This window comes from Marinobacter halodurans, assembly GCF_004327985.1.
Lineage (GTDB): Bacteria > Pseudomonadota > Gammaproteobacteria > Pseudomonadales > Oleiphilaceae > Marinobacter_A > Marinobacter_A halodurans.
On the sequence record NZ_SJDL01000003.1, the window covers coordinates 23,334 to 39,064 of the forward strand.

19 protein-coding genes are annotated in these 15,731 nt (G+C 64.1%); 9 read left to right on the forward strand and 10 right to left on the reverse strand.

Annotated features, from left to right (window positions below; genetic code table 11):
* Positions 1-19: 19 nt before the first annotated feature.
* Positions 20-1,003 carry a PA2778 family cysteine peptidase gene (locus EZI54_RS02465; RefSeq protein WP_131478698.1) on the reverse strand — a complete coding sequence of 328 codons (984 nt, stop codon included), beginning with the start codon at positions 1,001-1,003 and terminating at the stop codon, positions 20-22.
* A 4-nt stretch (positions 1,004-1,007) separates the two neighbouring features.
* The gene (locus EZI54_RS02470) at positions 1,008-1,409 is read right to left on the reverse strand and encodes a PA2779 family protein (protein WP_131478700.1); all 402 of its coding nucleotides are present in this window, start codon (positions 1,407-1,409) and stop codon (positions 1,008-1,010) included.
* 343 nt (positions 1,410-1,752) lie between these two features.
* Here EZI54_RS02470 and ada point away from each other — a divergent pair, with 343 nt between their 5' ends.
* The 3 genes from ada to EZI54_RS02485 all read left to right on the forward strand — a co-directional run bounded on the left by ada (position 1,753) and on the right by EZI54_RS02485 (position 4,206).
* Positions 1,753-2,832 (forward strand): bifunctional DNA-binding transcriptional regulator/O6-methylguanine-DNA methyltransferase Ada, encoded by a 1,080-nt coding sequence (ada, locus tag EZI54_RS02475; protein ID WP_131478702.1) that lies wholly within the window; start codon positions 1,753-1,755, stop codon positions 2,830-2,832.
* Between the two features lie 2 nt (positions 2,833-2,834).
* Complete coding sequence (locus tag EZI54_RS02480; RefSeq protein ID WP_423226979.1) at positions 2,835-3,743, forward strand: DNA-3-methyladenine glycosylase family protein; 909 nt, start codon at positions 2,835-2,837, stop codon at positions 3,741-3,743.
* 109 nt (positions 3,744-3,852) lie between these two features.
* Entirely contained in the window at positions 3,853-4,206 is a 354-nt protein-coding gene (locus EZI54_RS02485; protein ID WP_131478705.1) for a DUF1428 domain-containing protein, read from the forward strand.
* Positions 4,207-4,330: 124 nt separating this feature from the next.
* Here EZI54_RS02485 and EZI54_RS02490 read toward each other — a convergent pair whose 3' ends face one another.
* From EZI54_RS02490 to EZI54_RS02510, 5 genes are all read right to left on the reverse strand, one after another.
* Positions 4,331-4,990, reverse strand: coding sequence for a DUF3047 domain-containing protein (locus EZI54_RS02490; protein WP_131478707.1), 660 nt, complete (start codon positions 4,988-4,990; stop codon positions 4,331-4,333).
* Entirely contained in the window at positions 4,990-6,483 is a 1,494-nt protein-coding gene (locus EZI54_RS02495) for a hypothetical protein (RefSeq protein WP_165495654.1), read from the reverse strand. The genes EZI54_RS02490 and EZI54_RS02495 overlap by 1 nt, the downstream gene beginning before the upstream one ends.
* A gap of 258 nt (positions 6,484-6,741) precedes the next feature.
* Positions 6,742-7,482, reverse strand: coding sequence for a hypothetical protein (locus EZI54_RS02500; RefSeq protein WP_131478711.1), 741 nt, complete (start codon positions 7,480-7,482; stop codon positions 6,742-6,744).
* Positions 7,467-8,027 carry an RNA polymerase sigma factor gene (locus EZI54_RS02505; protein ID WP_131478713.1) on the reverse strand — a complete coding sequence of 187 codons (561 nt, stop codon included), beginning with the start codon at positions 8,025-8,027 and terminating at the stop codon, positions 7,467-7,469. Before EZI54_RS02505 ends, EZI54_RS02500 begins: the two co-directional genes overlap by 16 nt.
* Positions 8,028-8,115: 88 nt before the next feature.
* Entirely contained in the window at positions 8,116-8,547 is a 432-nt protein-coding gene (locus EZI54_RS02510) for a COG4315 family predicted lipoprotein (RefSeq protein WP_131478715.1), read from the reverse strand.
* Positions 8,548-8,819: 272 nt separating this feature from the next.
* Here EZI54_RS02510 and EZI54_RS02515 point away from each other — a divergent pair, with 272 nt between their 5' ends.
* The 4 genes from EZI54_RS02515 (at position 8,820) to EZI54_RS02530 (ending at position 10,751) form a co-directional block, all read left to right on the forward strand.
* The gene (locus EZI54_RS02515; RefSeq protein WP_123634687.1) at positions 8,820-9,044 is read left to right on the forward strand and encodes a hypothetical protein; all 225 of its coding nucleotides are present in this window, start codon (positions 8,820-8,822) and stop codon (positions 9,042-9,044) included.
* Positions 9,045-9,146: 102 nt separating this feature from the next.
* Positions 9,147-9,773, forward strand: coding sequence for a LysE family translocator (locus EZI54_RS02520; RefSeq protein WP_131478717.1), 627 nt, complete (start codon positions 9,147-9,149; stop codon positions 9,771-9,773).
* A gap of 18 nt (positions 9,774-9,791) precedes the next feature.
* The gene (locus EZI54_RS02525) at positions 9,792-10,046 is read left to right on the forward strand and encodes a DUF2164 domain-containing protein (protein ID WP_123634689.1); all 255 of its coding nucleotides are present in this window, start codon (positions 9,792-9,794) and stop codon (positions 10,044-10,046) included.
* A 66-nt stretch (positions 10,047-10,112) separates the two neighbouring features.
* The gene (locus EZI54_RS02530; protein ID WP_131478719.1) at positions 10,113-10,751 is read left to right on the forward strand and encodes a LysE family translocator; all 639 of its coding nucleotides are present in this window, start codon (positions 10,113-10,115) and stop codon (positions 10,749-10,751) included.
* 174 nt (positions 10,752-10,925) lie between these two features.
* Here the strand turns inward: EZI54_RS02530 and EZI54_RS02535 are convergent, their stop codons facing one another.
* On the reverse strand, positions 10,926-12,197 hold the full coding sequence (locus EZI54_RS02535; protein ID WP_131478721.1) for a maltoporin: 1,272 nt from the start codon (positions 12,195-12,197) through the stop codon (positions 10,926-10,928).
* Positions 12,198-12,558: 361 nt separating this feature from the next.
* Between EZI54_RS02535 and EZI54_RS02540 the strand changes: the two genes are divergently transcribed.
* A complete protein-coding gene (locus tag EZI54_RS02540) occupies positions 12,559-13,494 on the forward strand; it encodes a 5'-nucleotidase (protein WP_131478723.1) in 936 nt (311 codons plus the stop codon).
* Between the two features lie 55 nt (positions 13,495-13,549).
* On the forward strand, positions 13,550-13,969 hold the full coding sequence (locus EZI54_RS02545; RefSeq protein WP_207389125.1) for a GFA family protein: 420 nt from the start codon (positions 13,550-13,552) through the stop codon (positions 13,967-13,969).
* Between the two features lie 47 nt (positions 13,970-14,016).
* On the opposite strand, the gene EZI54_RS02550 is transcribed toward EZI54_RS02545, so the two are convergent.
* Both EZI54_RS02550 and EZI54_RS02555 read right to left on the reverse strand, forming a co-directional pair.
* Positions 14,017-14,382: a histidine triad nucleotide-binding protein gene (locus EZI54_RS02550; RefSeq protein WP_131478725.1), complete on the reverse strand. Its 366-nt coding sequence runs from the start codon at positions 14,380-14,382 to the stop codon at positions 14,017-14,019.
* A gap of 28 nt (positions 14,383-14,410) precedes the next feature.
* Complete coding sequence (locus tag EZI54_RS02555) at positions 14,411-15,697, reverse strand: FAD-dependent oxidoreductase (RefSeq protein ID WP_131478727.1); 1,287 nt, start codon at positions 15,695-15,697, stop codon at positions 14,411-14,413.
* Between the last annotated feature and the right edge of the window lie 34 nt (positions 15,698-15,731).

Below are 15,731 nucleotides of genomic sequence, written 5' to 3' on the forward strand. Positions count from 1 at the left end.
ACCGGATCCGGTCGGCCGCTCACTGGATGGGGCAATCCACCACGGGACAGTCGGCCGGTGAGGTGCCTTCGACAGCCGCATCCGCGCCTTCGTCATAGCGCTCGGGCTTCAATCGGCGGGCGCAGTCATGGGCGCGGGATGCGGCCTCGCCACAACCCTTCTTCGCCAGGGCCTCGCCAAGGTTGTTCCAGCCGGCGCTGATGCGGGGAAACTCCGTGGTCAGCCGCCGGTACTGGCTGGCCGCCTCGTCCCAGTTTTCCTGCCGGTAGGCGATATTGCCCAGACCCAGCAGGGCCGCGGGCTGGTCCGACCAGGTGGCCAGGGCTGTCCGGTAAGCTTGCCGGGCGGCGTCGAGCTGGCCGGTGGTTTCCAGGTCGTTGGCGCTGACCAGATAGTCCAGCGGCTGGGCTGTAGCGGGCAATTCCCGGGGCGGCAGCATCACCCGGGCCCAGTTATCCGCCCGGTCCCAGGTTGCCATGAAGGCCGTCAGCGGCTCGTGGTAGGCCTTCTCCGTGCCGCTGTGGAGGATCATCTCGTCGGCTTGGGTGTCGTAACCGATAACCACCGCGAAGTGCCACTGGGGCCACCAGCCAAACCGCAGGTTTTGCAGGACCAGCACCGGGTGGCCGGCGTCGATTTCTTGCAGGATGTCGGCCAGCCTCGGTTGCAATGGATACACCAGCATGCCGTGCTGGCGGGCGGCCGCGACCATTTCCACCTGCAACGATCCGTGGCGTTCCGGCAGGTAGACCTGCCCCACCAGGTCATCCGGCGTCACGCCGGCACCCTGGGTATTGAGCATCATGGCCAGGGACGCGGGGCCGCACTGGTATTTTTCCTGGGGATAGAAGGGCACGTTATCCAACTGGTGAACCGGTGCCTGATCGATCTGAGCGGTGTCCGGCCAATACGCGGTGGTGGCGCAACCGCTGAGCAGGGCGATCAACAGGAAGGCCAGGGCGGCCCCGGCCGGAGCCGCCCTGGAAACGTCCGCTGACGGCATGGCGTTAGCGAATGCAGTTGATGAACGGGAAGATATCGGTCGCGCAGAGCATGTCGGTGATGATGAAGATCACCAGGAACAGCACGATAATGCCGACCACGCCTTCACCGGTGGGGGCATCGGCCAGTTGCTGCTTGAAGGAGGCCAGTTCGGAGGGCGTCAGGCTCTGGATCCGGTCCCGGACTTCCTGCTCGCTCACGCCCATATCGGACAGCGCCTGTTTGACGTCGTCACGGGCCAGCATGCGGGTCAGGTCTTCGCGATCGATGTCGGCCCGCTGCTGGGTCAGTAGTTCGCCGGTGCCGACGACGCTGGCGGAGGCTGGAGCCGCGGCCAGGGTGAACAACAGCATCACGACGGACATCAGGGTGGCGATGGGGCGGTTGTACTGCCTTATTGTGTGCATCAGCCTTACTCCTTTAATACGCTGTCTGGACGCCGGCGACCGGCGTCTGCAGTTTATGGGTCAACCAACCTATAGTTTAGAGGCAGATGCGATAGCTGCCGAGGAACACGGGTTACCAGGCTTTAATGTGACGCCTCAGGCGACGCAGTCAGGTGTTGCCGATGACGATTCAGGCCCCGGTTCCAGTGGGTTTTTCTCCTCACATGACTGTAATCCCGATGTCCCGTCCGGCGCGTCTGCGCGGGCGGCGGGCGTCCCCGATTCGGGCGCAGGAAACGGAGTGCGCACAATGGGCAGTCCCGATAGTCTTGGCGTAGGATGAACGGATCAGAGGAGTTGCGAGATGCCCACACGAACCCCAGCCGCAGCGATTACCGACGACCCGCGCTGGCCCCTGCTGCAGACGCGTGATCCGGCGGCGGACGGTGCGTTTGTCTATTCCGTCCGGACCACCGGCGTCTACTGCCGGCCCAATTGTCCATCGCGGCTCGCCAAGCCCGAGAACATTGCGTTCCACGCCAGCCCGGCCGACGCCGAGCGGGCGGGGTTCCGGCCCTGCCGCCGCTGTCGGCCGCATGCTCACTCGCCAGCCCGCGAGCGTGATGAAAAGGTGGCGGCCATCTGCCGGCTGATCGAGGCGGCGGACAGCCCGCCGGACCTGGAGACGCTGGGGCACGCGGTCGGCTGGAGCCCGGCTCATCTCCAGCGCACGTTCAAGGCCGTCACCGGTATCTCGCCGAAGGACTATGCCGCCGAGCGCCGGGCCGAGAGAGTCCGTTCCGCGCTGGCCGGGGGCGAGTCGGTCACCGATGCAATCTATACCGCGGGCTATGGGTCCAGCGGTCGCTTCTACAGCGAATCCAACACCGTACTGGGCATGACGCCCGGCCGATATCGGACCGGGGGTGCCGGCACCCGGATCCGGTTTGCTGTCGGCAGCTGTTCCCTGGGGGCCGTTCTGGTGGCCCAGAGCGAAGCGGGCATCTGTGCCATCCTGCTGGGGGACGACCCCGATGCCTTGGTGCGTGACCTGCAGGACCGCTTCCCGGCCGCCGATCTGGCGCCGGGTGATCGGGACTTCGAAACGGTAGTCAGCCAGGTGGTCGGCTTTGTCGAAGCGCCGGAGCTGGGGCTGGATCTGCCGCTGGATATCCGCGGAACCGCTTTCCAGCGCCGGGTCTGGGAGGTGCTGCGCCAGATCCCGCCGGGCCAGACGCTGAGCTATACCCAGGTGGCCGAGCGGATCGGCTCCCCCCGCTCGGTGCGGGCCGTGGCCGGCGCCTGTGCCGCCAACCGTCTGGCCTGTGCCATTCCTTGCCACCGTGTGGTCCGCAATGACGGTGGGCTGTCCGGCTATCGGTGGGGCGTGGAGCGCAAGCGTCGCTTGTTGGAACACGAAGCAAAGGCTGCCGCAGGAGAGTGAATTTGAGTGACCCGTCCCCGATCCGGACCACGATCCCACTGCCGGCTGGGTTCCGCGCCAACGATGTGCTGGCCTTTCATCGCCGCGACAGCGAACAGCTGGCTGAGCAGGTTACGGAACAGCGCATTCGCAAGGGGCTGTTCTGGGATGGTGTGCCGGCGTGTCTGACCCTGGTGTTCGCATCGGCTAGCGCGGCGGTCGAACTGGCCGTGGATGGCCCCATGCCGCAGGGCAGCAGCGCCCGGCTGGAACAGATGGTGCGCCGCATGCTGGGCCTGACCCAGCCGGTGGAAGCCTTCGAGGTGGCGCTGGCCGACCACCCGCAGCTGGGGCCGGTGATTGCCCGCAACCGGGGCTTGCGGGTGCCGCAGACGGCCACGCCGTTCGAGGCGCTGACCTGGGCCGTGACCGGCCAGCAGATCAGCGTCAGCGCGGCGGTTTCCGTCCGGCGACGTTTTATCCTCGCCGCCGGTGCGGCGCATTCCAGCGGCCTGTGGTGCGTGCCGGATGCCCGGCGGGTGGCACAGACCGGGGCCGCCGCCTTGCAGGGGGCCGGGCTGTCCCGGACCAAGGCGGCCACGCTCAGGGCGGTCAGCGAGGAGGTGGTCGCCGGTCGGCTGGCGCTGGAAGATCCGCTGGCGGATACATCCGCCGAGGCCATTGGCGAACAACTGAATGCAGTGAAGGGCATCGGCCCCTGGACGGTCAGCTATGCCCTGATGCGGGGGTTCGGCTGGATGGACGGCTCCCTCCACGGCGATGTCGCGGTGCGCCGAAACCTGCAGGCACTGCTGGAAACCCCGGAAAAACCCACCGAGGCCGAGACCCGGGCCTGGCTGGAACCCTTCTCGCCCTGGCGCGCGTTGGTGGCCGCCCACCTGTGGGGCCTGCAGTCCACCGCCGGGTATTAGCTCCCGAAGCCGGCACCCCTGTTGCCGTAGATTTTTTTGCACCGAGAGTCGAGATACCGGCTACCTGTTCGACCAATACCTGTCACCCAACAATCAAAGGAGAGGCGACATGGCTTACGTTGACGGATTTGTGGTGCCGGTTCCCAAAACGAACAAAGAGGCGTACCTCAAAATGGCCCGGGAGGCCGCGGCGATCTTTCGCGACCACGGTGCGCTGCAGCTGGTGGAATGCTGGGGCGACGATGTGCCGGAAGGGAAGCTGACCTCCTTCCCCATGGCCGTCCAGTGCAAGGCGGACGAGGTGGTGGTGTTTTCCTGGATCCTGTGGCCTTCGAAGGCGGTTCGGGACACCGGCTTGAAGCAAGCCATGGAAGACCCGCGCATGAACATGGACATGAGCAAGATGCCGTTCGACGGCAAACGGATGATCTTTGGCGGATTTGAACAATTGGTGGATGCCTGACCATCCTGGCGCCTATCGGCCGGGCGGAATAGGCAGGCCCCGGCGTCCGTGTCTGCGGACCTGGGGCCGACCGCGCTCGTAGCGTCGTTCAGCGACGGTGCGGTAGCGGCGGCCAGGAAGGCTCTCAGTCTTCGGAGAACCAGATGTCGCCATACCAGGCCTGGGCGCTGAGCTGCGTGTTGTCGGTGTCCGTCATCAGGGCGACGACATCGACGGCCCCCGGCCGGGCGCCAAACAGGTGGCGGTAATCAGCCAGTACATTCCGCTTCTCGCTCACCCAACGGCCAACGTCGGCCGACCCGGCATGAACGGCGATCATCCGCACGTTGGCGGCATAGGCATTGGGCCACTCACTGCCCGAAGCCTGGCTGCTGGACCAGACATAGTCGATCACCTGTGCGTTCCAGAACGAGAGCCCGTCGGAGAACACGACGAACAGGCGTGCCGGGTAGTCGTCGCCGGACCGCTCTCGCTCGTCGGGATTGTCGAGGATATTGTCGACCTTCCAGGACCAGTTCAGGTACGGCGTTCTATCCAGGTTTACATGGGTCTGGTAGTAGAGGCCCGAAGCCGTACCGCGGCTATCGGCATACAGGACCATCCGGTCATCGACCGGCCGCAACTCATAGCGGGTCCGGCCGTCATAGACCCCCGTTTCCCAACCGGTCAGGTCGCCGGCTGAGAAACGGCCAATGTCGACGCGCTCTCCCCCGCCGACAGCCGGAAAGGCAAGCAGGGACAGGCCTAGCAGCGCACTCGTCAGCAGCGGTAGGTGGTATGACATTACGGACTCTCCCGTTCGAACAGGGACTGGACCAATCGGGGGTCGTCGAAATGGCGGCGACCGATAAAGGCCACGGCGTGATGGCCCCACTGCCGCATCGCGCCGGCGGAGCGCACCCCCATCGGCCAAAGGATGAAACGTTCCGGGCGCTCGCTGCCGGGAACCAGCCCATACGGGCCAAAGAAGCTGTGGTGACCGTTTGCGGTGGGCAGGGAACGGAGTCGGTCGTATGCGGCAACGGCCAGCGGACGGTATGTCCGGTGCCCGGCATCGGAGTAGACCCGATTGATGAAGTGGCGCCCGTGATCCAGCCGGACCACCAGCGGCCCGGACGGCGCCTGTTGCGGGACCAGCGGCGGCTCGCCGCTTTCCTCTGACAGGTCCGGGCGCAGCCGTAATGGGGCGACGGGGAAGAAGGTGTGATAGCAGCCACAGTTGTGGATGCTGTCGTAAAGCCAGGGCTGGCCGTCAGGCCCCAGGGTCACACGCCAGGTCAGTCCATCAATACGCCCGGCGTAGATATCCTGGCCGGGCCGGGCCTTGAACCAGATGACGTAGTTCAACTGCAGCAGCACCCGGCTGCCGAAGCGGGTATAGGACAGGCGTCGGTACTCGGTGGGGTGCTCGGTATCGATCGCCGCACTGTATTGCCAGACCGGTGTGCCAATCAGGTCGTTGTCGTCGACGACATCGATCTCCCAGGTCGGTGCGTGGCGTCGGAAAAGCTGTTGTACGGTCTGCGCCGACAATTGCGGGATGCCCAGGGCGTCGTACCGGAATGCCGGGTCGTGCTGTCGTACCGGTCCCGGTATAGGGGCAGGCGGCGTCTCGCGCCAGCGTATCAGCCGGCCGGCCACGGGCAGTTGGTCAAGTGGTGTCGCGAAGATGTCTTCCATCTCCTGGTGGCCCCTGCGGATCCGATCCGATACGAAGGCTGATGCGATCGGGTAGAGCCCCAAGACCCGCCAACTGGTGACATAGTCGTCAGGGACCACCGCAGCCTGGCGGAGCCTGTCAACCCGAACGGGATCCCCTAGCAGGTGATTGACCAGGCGGGAGCGGCAGTCGTCGAGTCGATTGTGCAGCGGCCGGCCCGTTAGGCCTGCAACCGGCTGTCCGGCGTTTTGCAGTTCCAGGGCACGGGCTTCGGCATCGAGTGACGCCATCCGTTCGATCCAGTCCCGCTGCTGGGCGGCGCTGGCCGCCGTTTCCCGGAACGACGCCAGGAAGCGATTGACCCGCAGGTAGGGGAATCCGTAAATCCGCGCGGGGCCATGATCGCGGGCATCCGCCTGATCGATAACCTGGTCTGCCTGTACGAACAACGACATGCACTCGTCCAGCGCCTCCGGCAGTGGCGCCGGACGCCGGGGGAACTGGGCACAGGCGGTCAGTATCAGCGTCGCTAGCGCCAGGACAGCCAGTGTCCATGGACACGGTCCGCGCCGGGAGGCGGCGGGGCACAGGTCGGGATGGCGGGCGCAACGGCACATGGCAGTGAGTTACCATCAACAGTGAATGGTGCATTCCGGCCAGGAATGCGTTCACTAGGGAAGACGTCGGGCCTGTGGTTTTGGATGCAGGATCGACGCGACACCGTCGCCGATCCTGGAATGCTGGGTGGACCGCTTAGGGCAGCCTCCCCGCAGTCGACGGGTGCCCGCCGGTTTGCAGGCAAGGATCCGGTGTCTTGATGGGAAGGTGCTTCCGGCCCCGCACGTCGACGGCGTAGGAGGATCGGATGGGGTGATCTACCCTTTTTCCTGCCAGTCGCCCAGTTGCAGGCAGGGGCCGATGTACTCCGCGGTTGCCGGGTCGGCCTTGTCCCGATCCGGACTGACCAGGAGGCGGCTGCTGTGGGCAACGGCCTGCCACTGGGTGCGACTGACGGTCCAGTGGTGGTTCTGGCCGGAGAATGTGCCCAGGTAGACCAGCGTCTGGCTGCGCTGGTCCTCGGCCCAGAGGTAGAGTGGGCCTTCATCCGACGGCAGGTGGCGACGGGACCATTGCACCACCAGTTGCGCCTTGCCGGCCGGGGAGCCGGGGTACCCGCTGACCACCAGTTCGACAACGCCATTGTGGCTTAACGGTGCCAGGTAACTTGCGGTGACGGTCTCTGCCCGCTGGGGGAAGTGGGCCCAGAGTGCGACGGCCAGTGCCAGGGCGGCGGCGACCGCCGTGACGGCGATCGTGCGCCACATGAAGAGGGGGCCACGTGAAGCCGTTGGGGGTGATATGCCGTCGTCGCCGGCTGTTTGCACGGCCGCCTTGATACGCGGCCAGAGTTCGGCCGGGGGTGTCTCGGCGGGCAGGGCTTCGTGCAGTGGGGCCATGCGATCCGCCCATCGCGCCACGGCTTGCTCCAACACCGGCTCCTGTCGCATCAATCGTTCCAGTCGCCGCCGGCTGAGCGGCGTCATGCGGGCGGTGACATAACGGCTGGCGAGTTGATCGCAAAGTTCCGGGTCTCGGTACCTCAACGCTCCAGGCATTGCTTCAACTCCTGTAGTCCTCGCCGTACCCACGACTTGATGGTGCCCAAGGGCCGTGCCGTCAGGTCCTGCAGCTCCTGGTGGCTGTAGCCATGGATATAGCTCAGCAGGATCAGCTCGCGCTGTTCCTCGCGCAGGGCCTGCAGGCAGCGTTCCAGCCCAGGGGAAACCGCGGCGTCATTGCAGGGTGCCGGCAGGGTCTCCATCAGTGGCTGGATATCCCGGGTCAGTTCCTGGCCACGGTGCTGACGGCTCCTGAGTTGATCCAGGGCGGCATTGCGAGCCATGACACAGAGCCAGCCCCAGGCCGAGCCGCGACCGCCGAACTGATGGGCCTGCTGCCAGACTTTCAGGTAAAGCTCCTGCAGCAGATCCGCGCAGTCCGCCTGGTTGTTGAGCATCCTCAGGGTCAGTCCCATCAGACGGGCACTGGTCAGCCGGTACAGCGCCTCCAGTGCCGAGACGTCGCGGTGCCGGGCAATCCTCGTAATCAGTGTGTCGACTTCGGCCTGCCAGAGATCGATGGCGGCGCGGTCCGGCCCCATAGCCTCTCCCACATTGTCGCTTCCTGGTATCTTGCGCCAGAGTATAGCGGAGCCGGAGAGGCGGCGGGACGGTGCCCGCCGGTTCAATCTAGTAACTACCGCCGTAGCTGCCCTCCTGATAGTCATCCTCCGCCGGCACCACGTGCCAGACGCCACCTATACCGTTGCCCTTGACGTCACCGGCGGCTTTGTCGCCTACGAAGGTATAAAGCGGCTTGCCTTCGTAGGTCCACTGCATGCTGCCGTCCTTGCGCTTGATGGTGCCGAAGTCGTCTGAGGCCTGGTCACCGGCTTGAGCGGTGAACGGCGGCCAGTTTTGCGCGCAGGAGCCGGTACAATTGGACGTGTTGTGTTGATCCTTGTCATAGGTATAGAGCGTCATGCCCGAAGGGGTTGTCAAAACCTCGCCGGCGGACGTGTCGCGAGTCATCGTGGGGCCTGAGTCCTGGCCACCGGCCATGGTGTTTGCACAACCGAATATGAATAAGGAAATAGCGACAATCAGCATGGTGGATTTCATGGGTGGTTCTCCTCTGTTTAGGGTGACCGACACATAGCCAGACGGTGGTGGCAGGAAATTGGATGCAGGAAATGCCAGGAGCTCGGTAAAAAAGGGCAATCCTGGCTTGGTGGCGCGGAATATCGGGGCCCTGGTGGTGCCCTACCGTTACGGAACAGCGGATTATCCCCGTTACCGGGCCGGTTATTCAGGATTCAGGCCTGCCTTCGACCCCCGTCTTCTAGTAAGCTCTCCGCTCCATATCCAGACAGGTTTCAACGGGAGTATCAGCGGTGGACATAGGCCTCTTATTCGGACTGTTTGCAATTGCGGTGGGACTGGTCTCGCTGGTGGGTCGCCATTTTGCGCCGGAGAAATTCCTCAAACTGCAAATCCTGCAGCAGAAGCTGGGCAAGCGGAACGGCTACATCCTGCATTTCCTGGCCTACACCGTTCTGCCGCTGCTGGTGGGGATTTCCATCCTGATCCAGGCCTACGTGCCCGGCACGGCTTCCTGATCGGTTCAGGCTCAAAGTCGCTGAAAGGGGTACGCCCGGGCGATTGAGGGTGGTAAGTTTCCGGTATTCCCCTGACGTGCAGCGGATCCCCTGGAGGTGCCCGTGTCGCTGGAAACCTGGTTTGCCTTTGTGGTTGCGTCCACCATTCTTCTGGTGATCCCGGGGCCGACCATCCTCGCGGTGATCAGCTACGCGGTGAGCCATGGCCGCTCGGCGACGATGCCGCTGGTGGCTGCCGTCGCCCTGGGCGATACGACGGCGGTTGCGGCGTCCATTATCGGACTCGGCGCCCTGCTGGCCACCTCGGCCTTCTGGTTTACCGTCATCAAGTTGGCCGGCGGCCTGTATTTGTTGTATCTCGGCTTTCGGCTGTTCCGGGCGGGCGTGTCGCCGCTGACCCTGCCGGACACCGTGGCTGCTCAATCCCGCTGGCGGCTGTTTGCCAACACCTATGTGGTCACGGCACTGAACCCGAAGGGCATCGTCTTTTTCCTGGCGTTTCTGCCGCAGTTCGTCACACCCGGGCCGGAGGGTCACGGCCAGCTTTGGCTGCTGGCAGCGACGTTTGTGGGTCTGGGTGCCCTCAATGCCGCGCTCTACGCTCTGTTTGCCTCGTCCGCCCGACGCCTGATGACCTCGTCCCGCTCGCGCCGCTGGTTTAACTGCACGGGCGGATCGTTATTGTCAGCAGCCGGAATCTGGGCCCTGCTGGCCCGGCGTCCGGTGTAATGTCTCGCGGAGTCGATCATGGAAAAGATCCGATTTACCACGGAAGAAAAGCAACAGGTGGTGCAGAAGGTAAAGCTCTATTTCAGGGAAGAACTGGACCAGGACATTGGCCAGTTCGATGCGGAGTTCCTGATCGATTTCTTCGCCGAGGAAGTGGGTGCCTACTTCTACAATCGAGGGCTCTATGACGCCCAGGCCCTGTTCCAGAAAAAGGTGGATGAACTGGGTGACGCCGTCCTGGAGCTGGAGCAGCCGACGGATTTCCGGAAATAGCCGCTGGCGGCCGGTGGCTGTCCGACGCTATGCTGAACGATTGCAATCCGGCACGGAGTTCCTGTCATGTTCGAGTATTCCCTGTTGCACTGGTCCACGTTTTTTACCGCAGCGGTCCTGCTCAACCTGTCACCTGGGCCTGACATAGCCTTTATTCTCGGTCAGACCGCCCGCGGTGGCCGGCGAGCCGGATTTGCGGCCATGTTCGGGATCTGGAGCGGTGCCTGCCTGCATGTGGTGATGGCCGCTGTAGGGCTGTCTGCCATCCTGGCTACGTCGGCGCTGGCATTTTCGGTGGTGAAATGGGTCGGTGCGGCGTACCTGATCTGGCTGGGCATCCAGGCGATCCGTTCCGGTGGCGGCGCGTTGGTTGGAGCGGTTGGTGAACGCCGGGTTTCCGGCTGGTCGATATACCGCCAGGGCGTGCTGGTCTCTGCCCTGAACCCGAAAGTGGCCATTTTCTTCCTTGCCTTTTTGCCCCAGTTCGTCGAGCCGGGTGCCGGGAGCGTCAGTGCCCAGTTGGTCCTGCACGGTCTCCTGGTGATTGCTGTGGCGACATTGATTGAACCGGTCATCGTGCTGGCCGGCGCCCGCTTGGCAGTGGGGGTGCGGCAAAGTCGGCGGCTGGCTGTCTGGCTGGACCGCGGGCTGGGGACCCTGTTTGTTGGCCTGGGGTTACGCCTGGCGCTCAGCGAACGCAACTGACTGGGCTCTTTCGGATTGGGCCGCCATCCGACCGGTCAGGCATGCCCGGGGTTGCGATTTGAGGGAGGTATGAACTCTCGCGGTCTGCAGGCCGCGGAGGTCGGTTGAATTAAAAAGGCGTGGGTCAGCCGAAGCTGCCCACGCCAAGAGACGCAGCATGGAGTTAGCGAGGTTTTACCACCAGACTTCCGCCTGGGCACCGAAGGTCAGGCCGTCGGTGTCGTCGATGTCGATTGCATTCTGGTCGTTATCGGCGATGGTCGCGGCGTTGTAGTTGTCGCTCCAGTGAGCGTAGGTTGCGAACAGGCGCAGCTGGGGGCGGGCGAAGAAGTTGCGGCCCGGTTCCCACTGCTGGGACAGGGTGACCTTCTGCAGGTCGTAATCATCCTCGCCGTCGGCGTCCGGCTTGACCTTGTCGAAGCCCAGTTCGACCGCGGTGCTCATCAGGTCGGTCCAGTAATAGGTGGGCCGGACACCGGCTGAGATCCACTGGCCACCGTCGTCGCTGTCGAAGTCGTTGTCCTGGTAGATGCCCACGTAGAACATCTGCAGGTTTTCCGTGCCGACCGGAATCACGCCCTGATCAATGACCCGGAACATCTTGCCGCTGTAGACGCTGTTGCTCTTGCCGGTGCCGTTGATCATGGAATCGGTGGCGTACTGCAGGGCGAGCTTGTTGTAACCACCGAGGAAATCGGACTGCTTGTGCTCGGCGGTGACCATGTAGCCGCTCTGGTCGTCGGCGATGTCGGCGTCGTCCTGCTCGTCGGTCAGGTTGGCGTGGCCGTAATCAAAGCCCACTTGAAGCGTGCCGCCCGGATTGACCGGCAGGTCTGTCCAGCGGATATCGAGGATGTCGTTGGTCACATCGTCATCGGCGCTGACGTTGATACCGGTGGTGTCGTTGGTGGAGCGGGTCCAGGCGAGATGCAGTTTGCCGGTGCCCACGTCGATGTCTTCCAGGCCGGCGCCCGGACCGGAAACGTCCCAGTAGTAGAAGTCATTGATGTGTACATCGTGGCGCTGGTAGTAGCGTTTGCCGATCCACAGCGTGGAGCCGGGCAGGGACTTGATGACGTTCTTGCCCTGGACGTTGAACTGGCGGACGCCGACATCGGCGTTGTCGCCGAACTCGCCATCCTTCTCCTGGTTGGTGACGTACGCGATCATCGAGTCCACGTAAAAGCTGGTTTCGCCTTCCTTGTAGACTTCCTCGCCCAACTGGATTTCGGCGTAGGTCTCACACTCGTTACCCAGACGGTACTTGGCGCCGGCGCCGGCAGCCTTGAAACAGGCCTGGTCACCGCCACCGACCGTGTCACCGATACCGGAGCGGAAATAGCCGTTGAATTCGACAGCAGAAGCGGAGGTTGAAACCATCACGGCCGCGACCGCGGCGACGAGCTGATGGCGACGAAACAGAGGAAACTTGTTGTTATCGCTCATGATCTTTGTCCTGGTCTTGTTGTTAGTCAGACATGGAGCGCAACGCGGGATGTCCTTCTTCCCGGAGGACATGGATTCTGCGAGCCACTCCCGCGCGCGGCTCCTCATCCTTTTGCAATGTATGGGGGGTGTAGCCCGTAGGCGTAATTGCAAAAGTGTTAGTAAAATTACATACAAAATAAGGAGAAATAAAGTATGAGTGACCATTAAACAGGTCTTATTTCTAAAAAACGCCGATCTTTTTTGTTACCGACTTGATACATGATCAAAAATTATGAGGCGCTTCAACAGGATCCGTGATTGGACCTGAGGTGTATCATTCGGTCATTCTGCCGGACAGTCCGATGGATCCGAGGTGGTCATGCCCTTTCCGATTGAACAGAAGCTGGTCATTGCCGTGGCTTCCAGCGCGCTCTTCGACCTGAGCGAGTCCGATGCCGTTTTCCGCGAGCAGGGCCCCAACGCCTATCGCCACTATCAGGCCTCGAACCTGGACGTGCCCCTGGGCAAGGGCGTGGCGTTCCCCTTCGTGCGGCGTGTCCTGAGCATCAACCGGCACTTTGCCGAGGAACGGCCGGTGGAGGTGATCCTGCTCTCCCGCAACTCGGCGATCACCGGTAAGCGGGTGTTTCGCTCGATCCGCCATCACGGGCTGGACATTACCCGCGCCGCTTTCCTGGAGGGCAAGTCGCCCTATCCCTATATCCCGGCCTTCAACGCCTCGCTGTTCCTGTCCGCGAACGAGCGTGACATCCAGCACGCGGTGGAAGCCGGCTATCCGGCGGGGTTGGTGCTGCCGTCGGCGGTGGTCGACGATGACAGCGACGGGGAGCTGCGCATTGCCTTCGACTTTGACGGCGTCATTGCCGACGATGCCTCGGAGCGGATCTATAAGGAGGGCGAGCTGGCGGATTTTCACCGGCACGAGCAGGACCAGGCGGACGTGCCGCTGAATCCGGGGCCGCTGGCGGACCTGTTCCGCAAGCTCGCCCTGCTGCAGGCGCTGGAAGACAAGGCGGTGGACCGGGACGCCGGCTATCGCCGCATCCTGCGGATGGCGATCGTGACCGCCCGCAACGCACCGGCTCACGAGCGGGTGGTCACCACGCTGGAACACTGGGGCGTCAACGCCAACGAGACTTTTTTCCTGGGCGGTATGACCAAGGCGCGTATCCTCTCGGTGTTGCGGCCCCATATGTTTTTCGACGACCAGAAGAGCCACCTGTCGTCGGCTGGTGGTGCCATCCCGATGGTGCATATCCCGTTCGGTATCGCCAACGCGCCAGCCACGCTATAGTCATCCGGCGTGGCCGGGGATTCCCGGGTTCCGAGGGCAGACAGAGGGAGGAAGCATGGAGCAGACGCAAACCATGAAGGGGCAGTGCCTGTGCGGTGCCGTGACCATCGAGACGTCCCGGCGGGAGCGTGTCGATGTGTGCCATTGCGGCATGTGTCGACGCTGGAGTGGCGGGCCGATGCTGGCGGTGCATTGCGGGCCGGATGTGCGGATCACCGGCCTCGACAGCGTGACGGTCTATACGTCGTCGGACTGGGCGGAACGGGGGTTCTGCAGCCGCTGCGGCACTCATCTGTTTTACAAGTTCAAGGGCTCGGGGCAATACGCCATGCCGGCGGGGTTCTTCCAGGCGGGCGCGGATTTTGCGATGGGCAGCCAGATCTTCATCGACAGGAAGCCGGGCTACTACGATTTTGCCAACCAGACGCCGATGCTGACGGAAACCGAGGTCATGGAGCGGTATGTGACCAAGTAAGCGATTGCGGCGGGCCGGGTCCCGGGCCCGCCACTCCCGGGCAGGCCTCAGACCTGCTTCATTCGATCGGTGTAGGGCGGCCAGCCCAGAGGCTTGCCGGCCAGCAGGTGCAGGTGGATGTGGAAGACCGACTGCCCGGCCTGCTCGCCGCAGTTCATCACCACCCGGTAGCCGCTTTCGTCGAAGCCCATCTCCCTGGCCAGGTCGCGGGCGACCGTGAACAGGTGCCCCACCAGGGCTTTCTGGTCATCCTGGAGGTCGTTGATGGTTGCGATCCGGGTCTTGGGGATAATCAGCAGGTGGACCGGCGCCTGGGGGTTGATGTCCCGGAACGCCAGACTCTGCTCGTCTTCGTAGACGATGTCGGCCGGAATCTCGCGATTGATGATCTTGTCGAAAATGGTTTCCGCCATGATGGCTCCTCTATCGATGTTGTCCGTGCTATTTCAGGAAGGCGGGCCGCGGCGCCTGGTCGACCAGTTGCTGCAGGAGCGGCGGCAGTGTGTCGTCGATCCCCATGGCGTAGCGGGCAACCTGGTGCTTGGCAAATGGCAGGTGGTTGGCCAGGGCCAGCCCCAGGTTCCGTGCCAGGTGAATCGGCGGCAGGCGATTGCTGAAGGCATGGTAGAACAGGTCCATGGCCAGCATCATGCGCCGGTTGGCCGGCCGCCGCCGGTTCTCGTAACGTGCAAGGAGTTCTGGCGTTGCCAGTGGCCGGCCGGCACGCCGGGCCCCGACCAGTTCCTCCTGTAGCGCCTGGGCGTCCTGGAACCCCAGGTTGACGCCCTGGCCCGCCAGGGGGTTGATGGTGTGGGCCGCATCGCCCACCAGCACCGTGCGATCCGCGGAATAGTGCTTGGCGTGCTGGCGGGCGAGGGGGAAGCTGGCGCGTCCGGCTACGGCCGTGAGTGGCGGCAGGTCGGTTGGAAACGCCCGGGTGACGGCCGCCAGGAAATCGACGTCCGGTAGCTGCTTGAGGGCCGCCAGGCGCGCCGGGTCATCGTACCAGACCAGTGACGCCCAGCTATGCTCGCCTTCCCTGTGTAACGGCAGGAATGCCCGCGGTCCGCTGGGGTGGAAGGCCTGCCAGGTGATGTCCTGCTGGGGGCCGGCGTAACGCACACTGGCCACCAGGGCCTGCTGGGCGTATTGGTCGCGGGTGGTGCCGATACCTGCCAGCTGGCGGATGCGGGATTGCGCCCCGTCGGCGCCAACCAGCAGTTCGGCCTGCAGTGCCTGGCTGTCCGCGAGGGTGACCGTGACCCGGCGCTCGTCTGACGCGACCGCCGCAATGTTGTCGGTGGTGATCCGCCGGATGCGCTCGCACTCGCCGGCCCGCTCCCACAGTGCCCGCTGGGTGATGCGGTTCTCGACGATGTGGCCCAGGTGGTCGCGGCCCAGGGGGGCGGCTTCAAAGGTTGTGCGCGCGACACCGGCCGGCAGCAGGCGGCTGAGTGGATGGCTGGCGGCGTCCCAGACCGACAGGCGCCGGTAGGGCACGGCGCGCATGCCGCGGATGAGGGGCCAGGCGCCCAGTCGCTCCAGGTAGGCCTCGCTACCGGCGCTGAGGGCGGAAACCCGCAGGTCCGGTTCGCTGGCAGGATCAAAGGGGGCCGGCTCCTGGCGGTCGAGCAGGGCGACCGACAGTCCGGCCCGGCCCAGGCCATTGGCGAGCGCGGCACCGACCATGCCGGCGCCGACGATGATCACGTCGAAAGTTTGCGTCATGTCCGCTTCCCGATTCGAATGGCCTCATATTAGA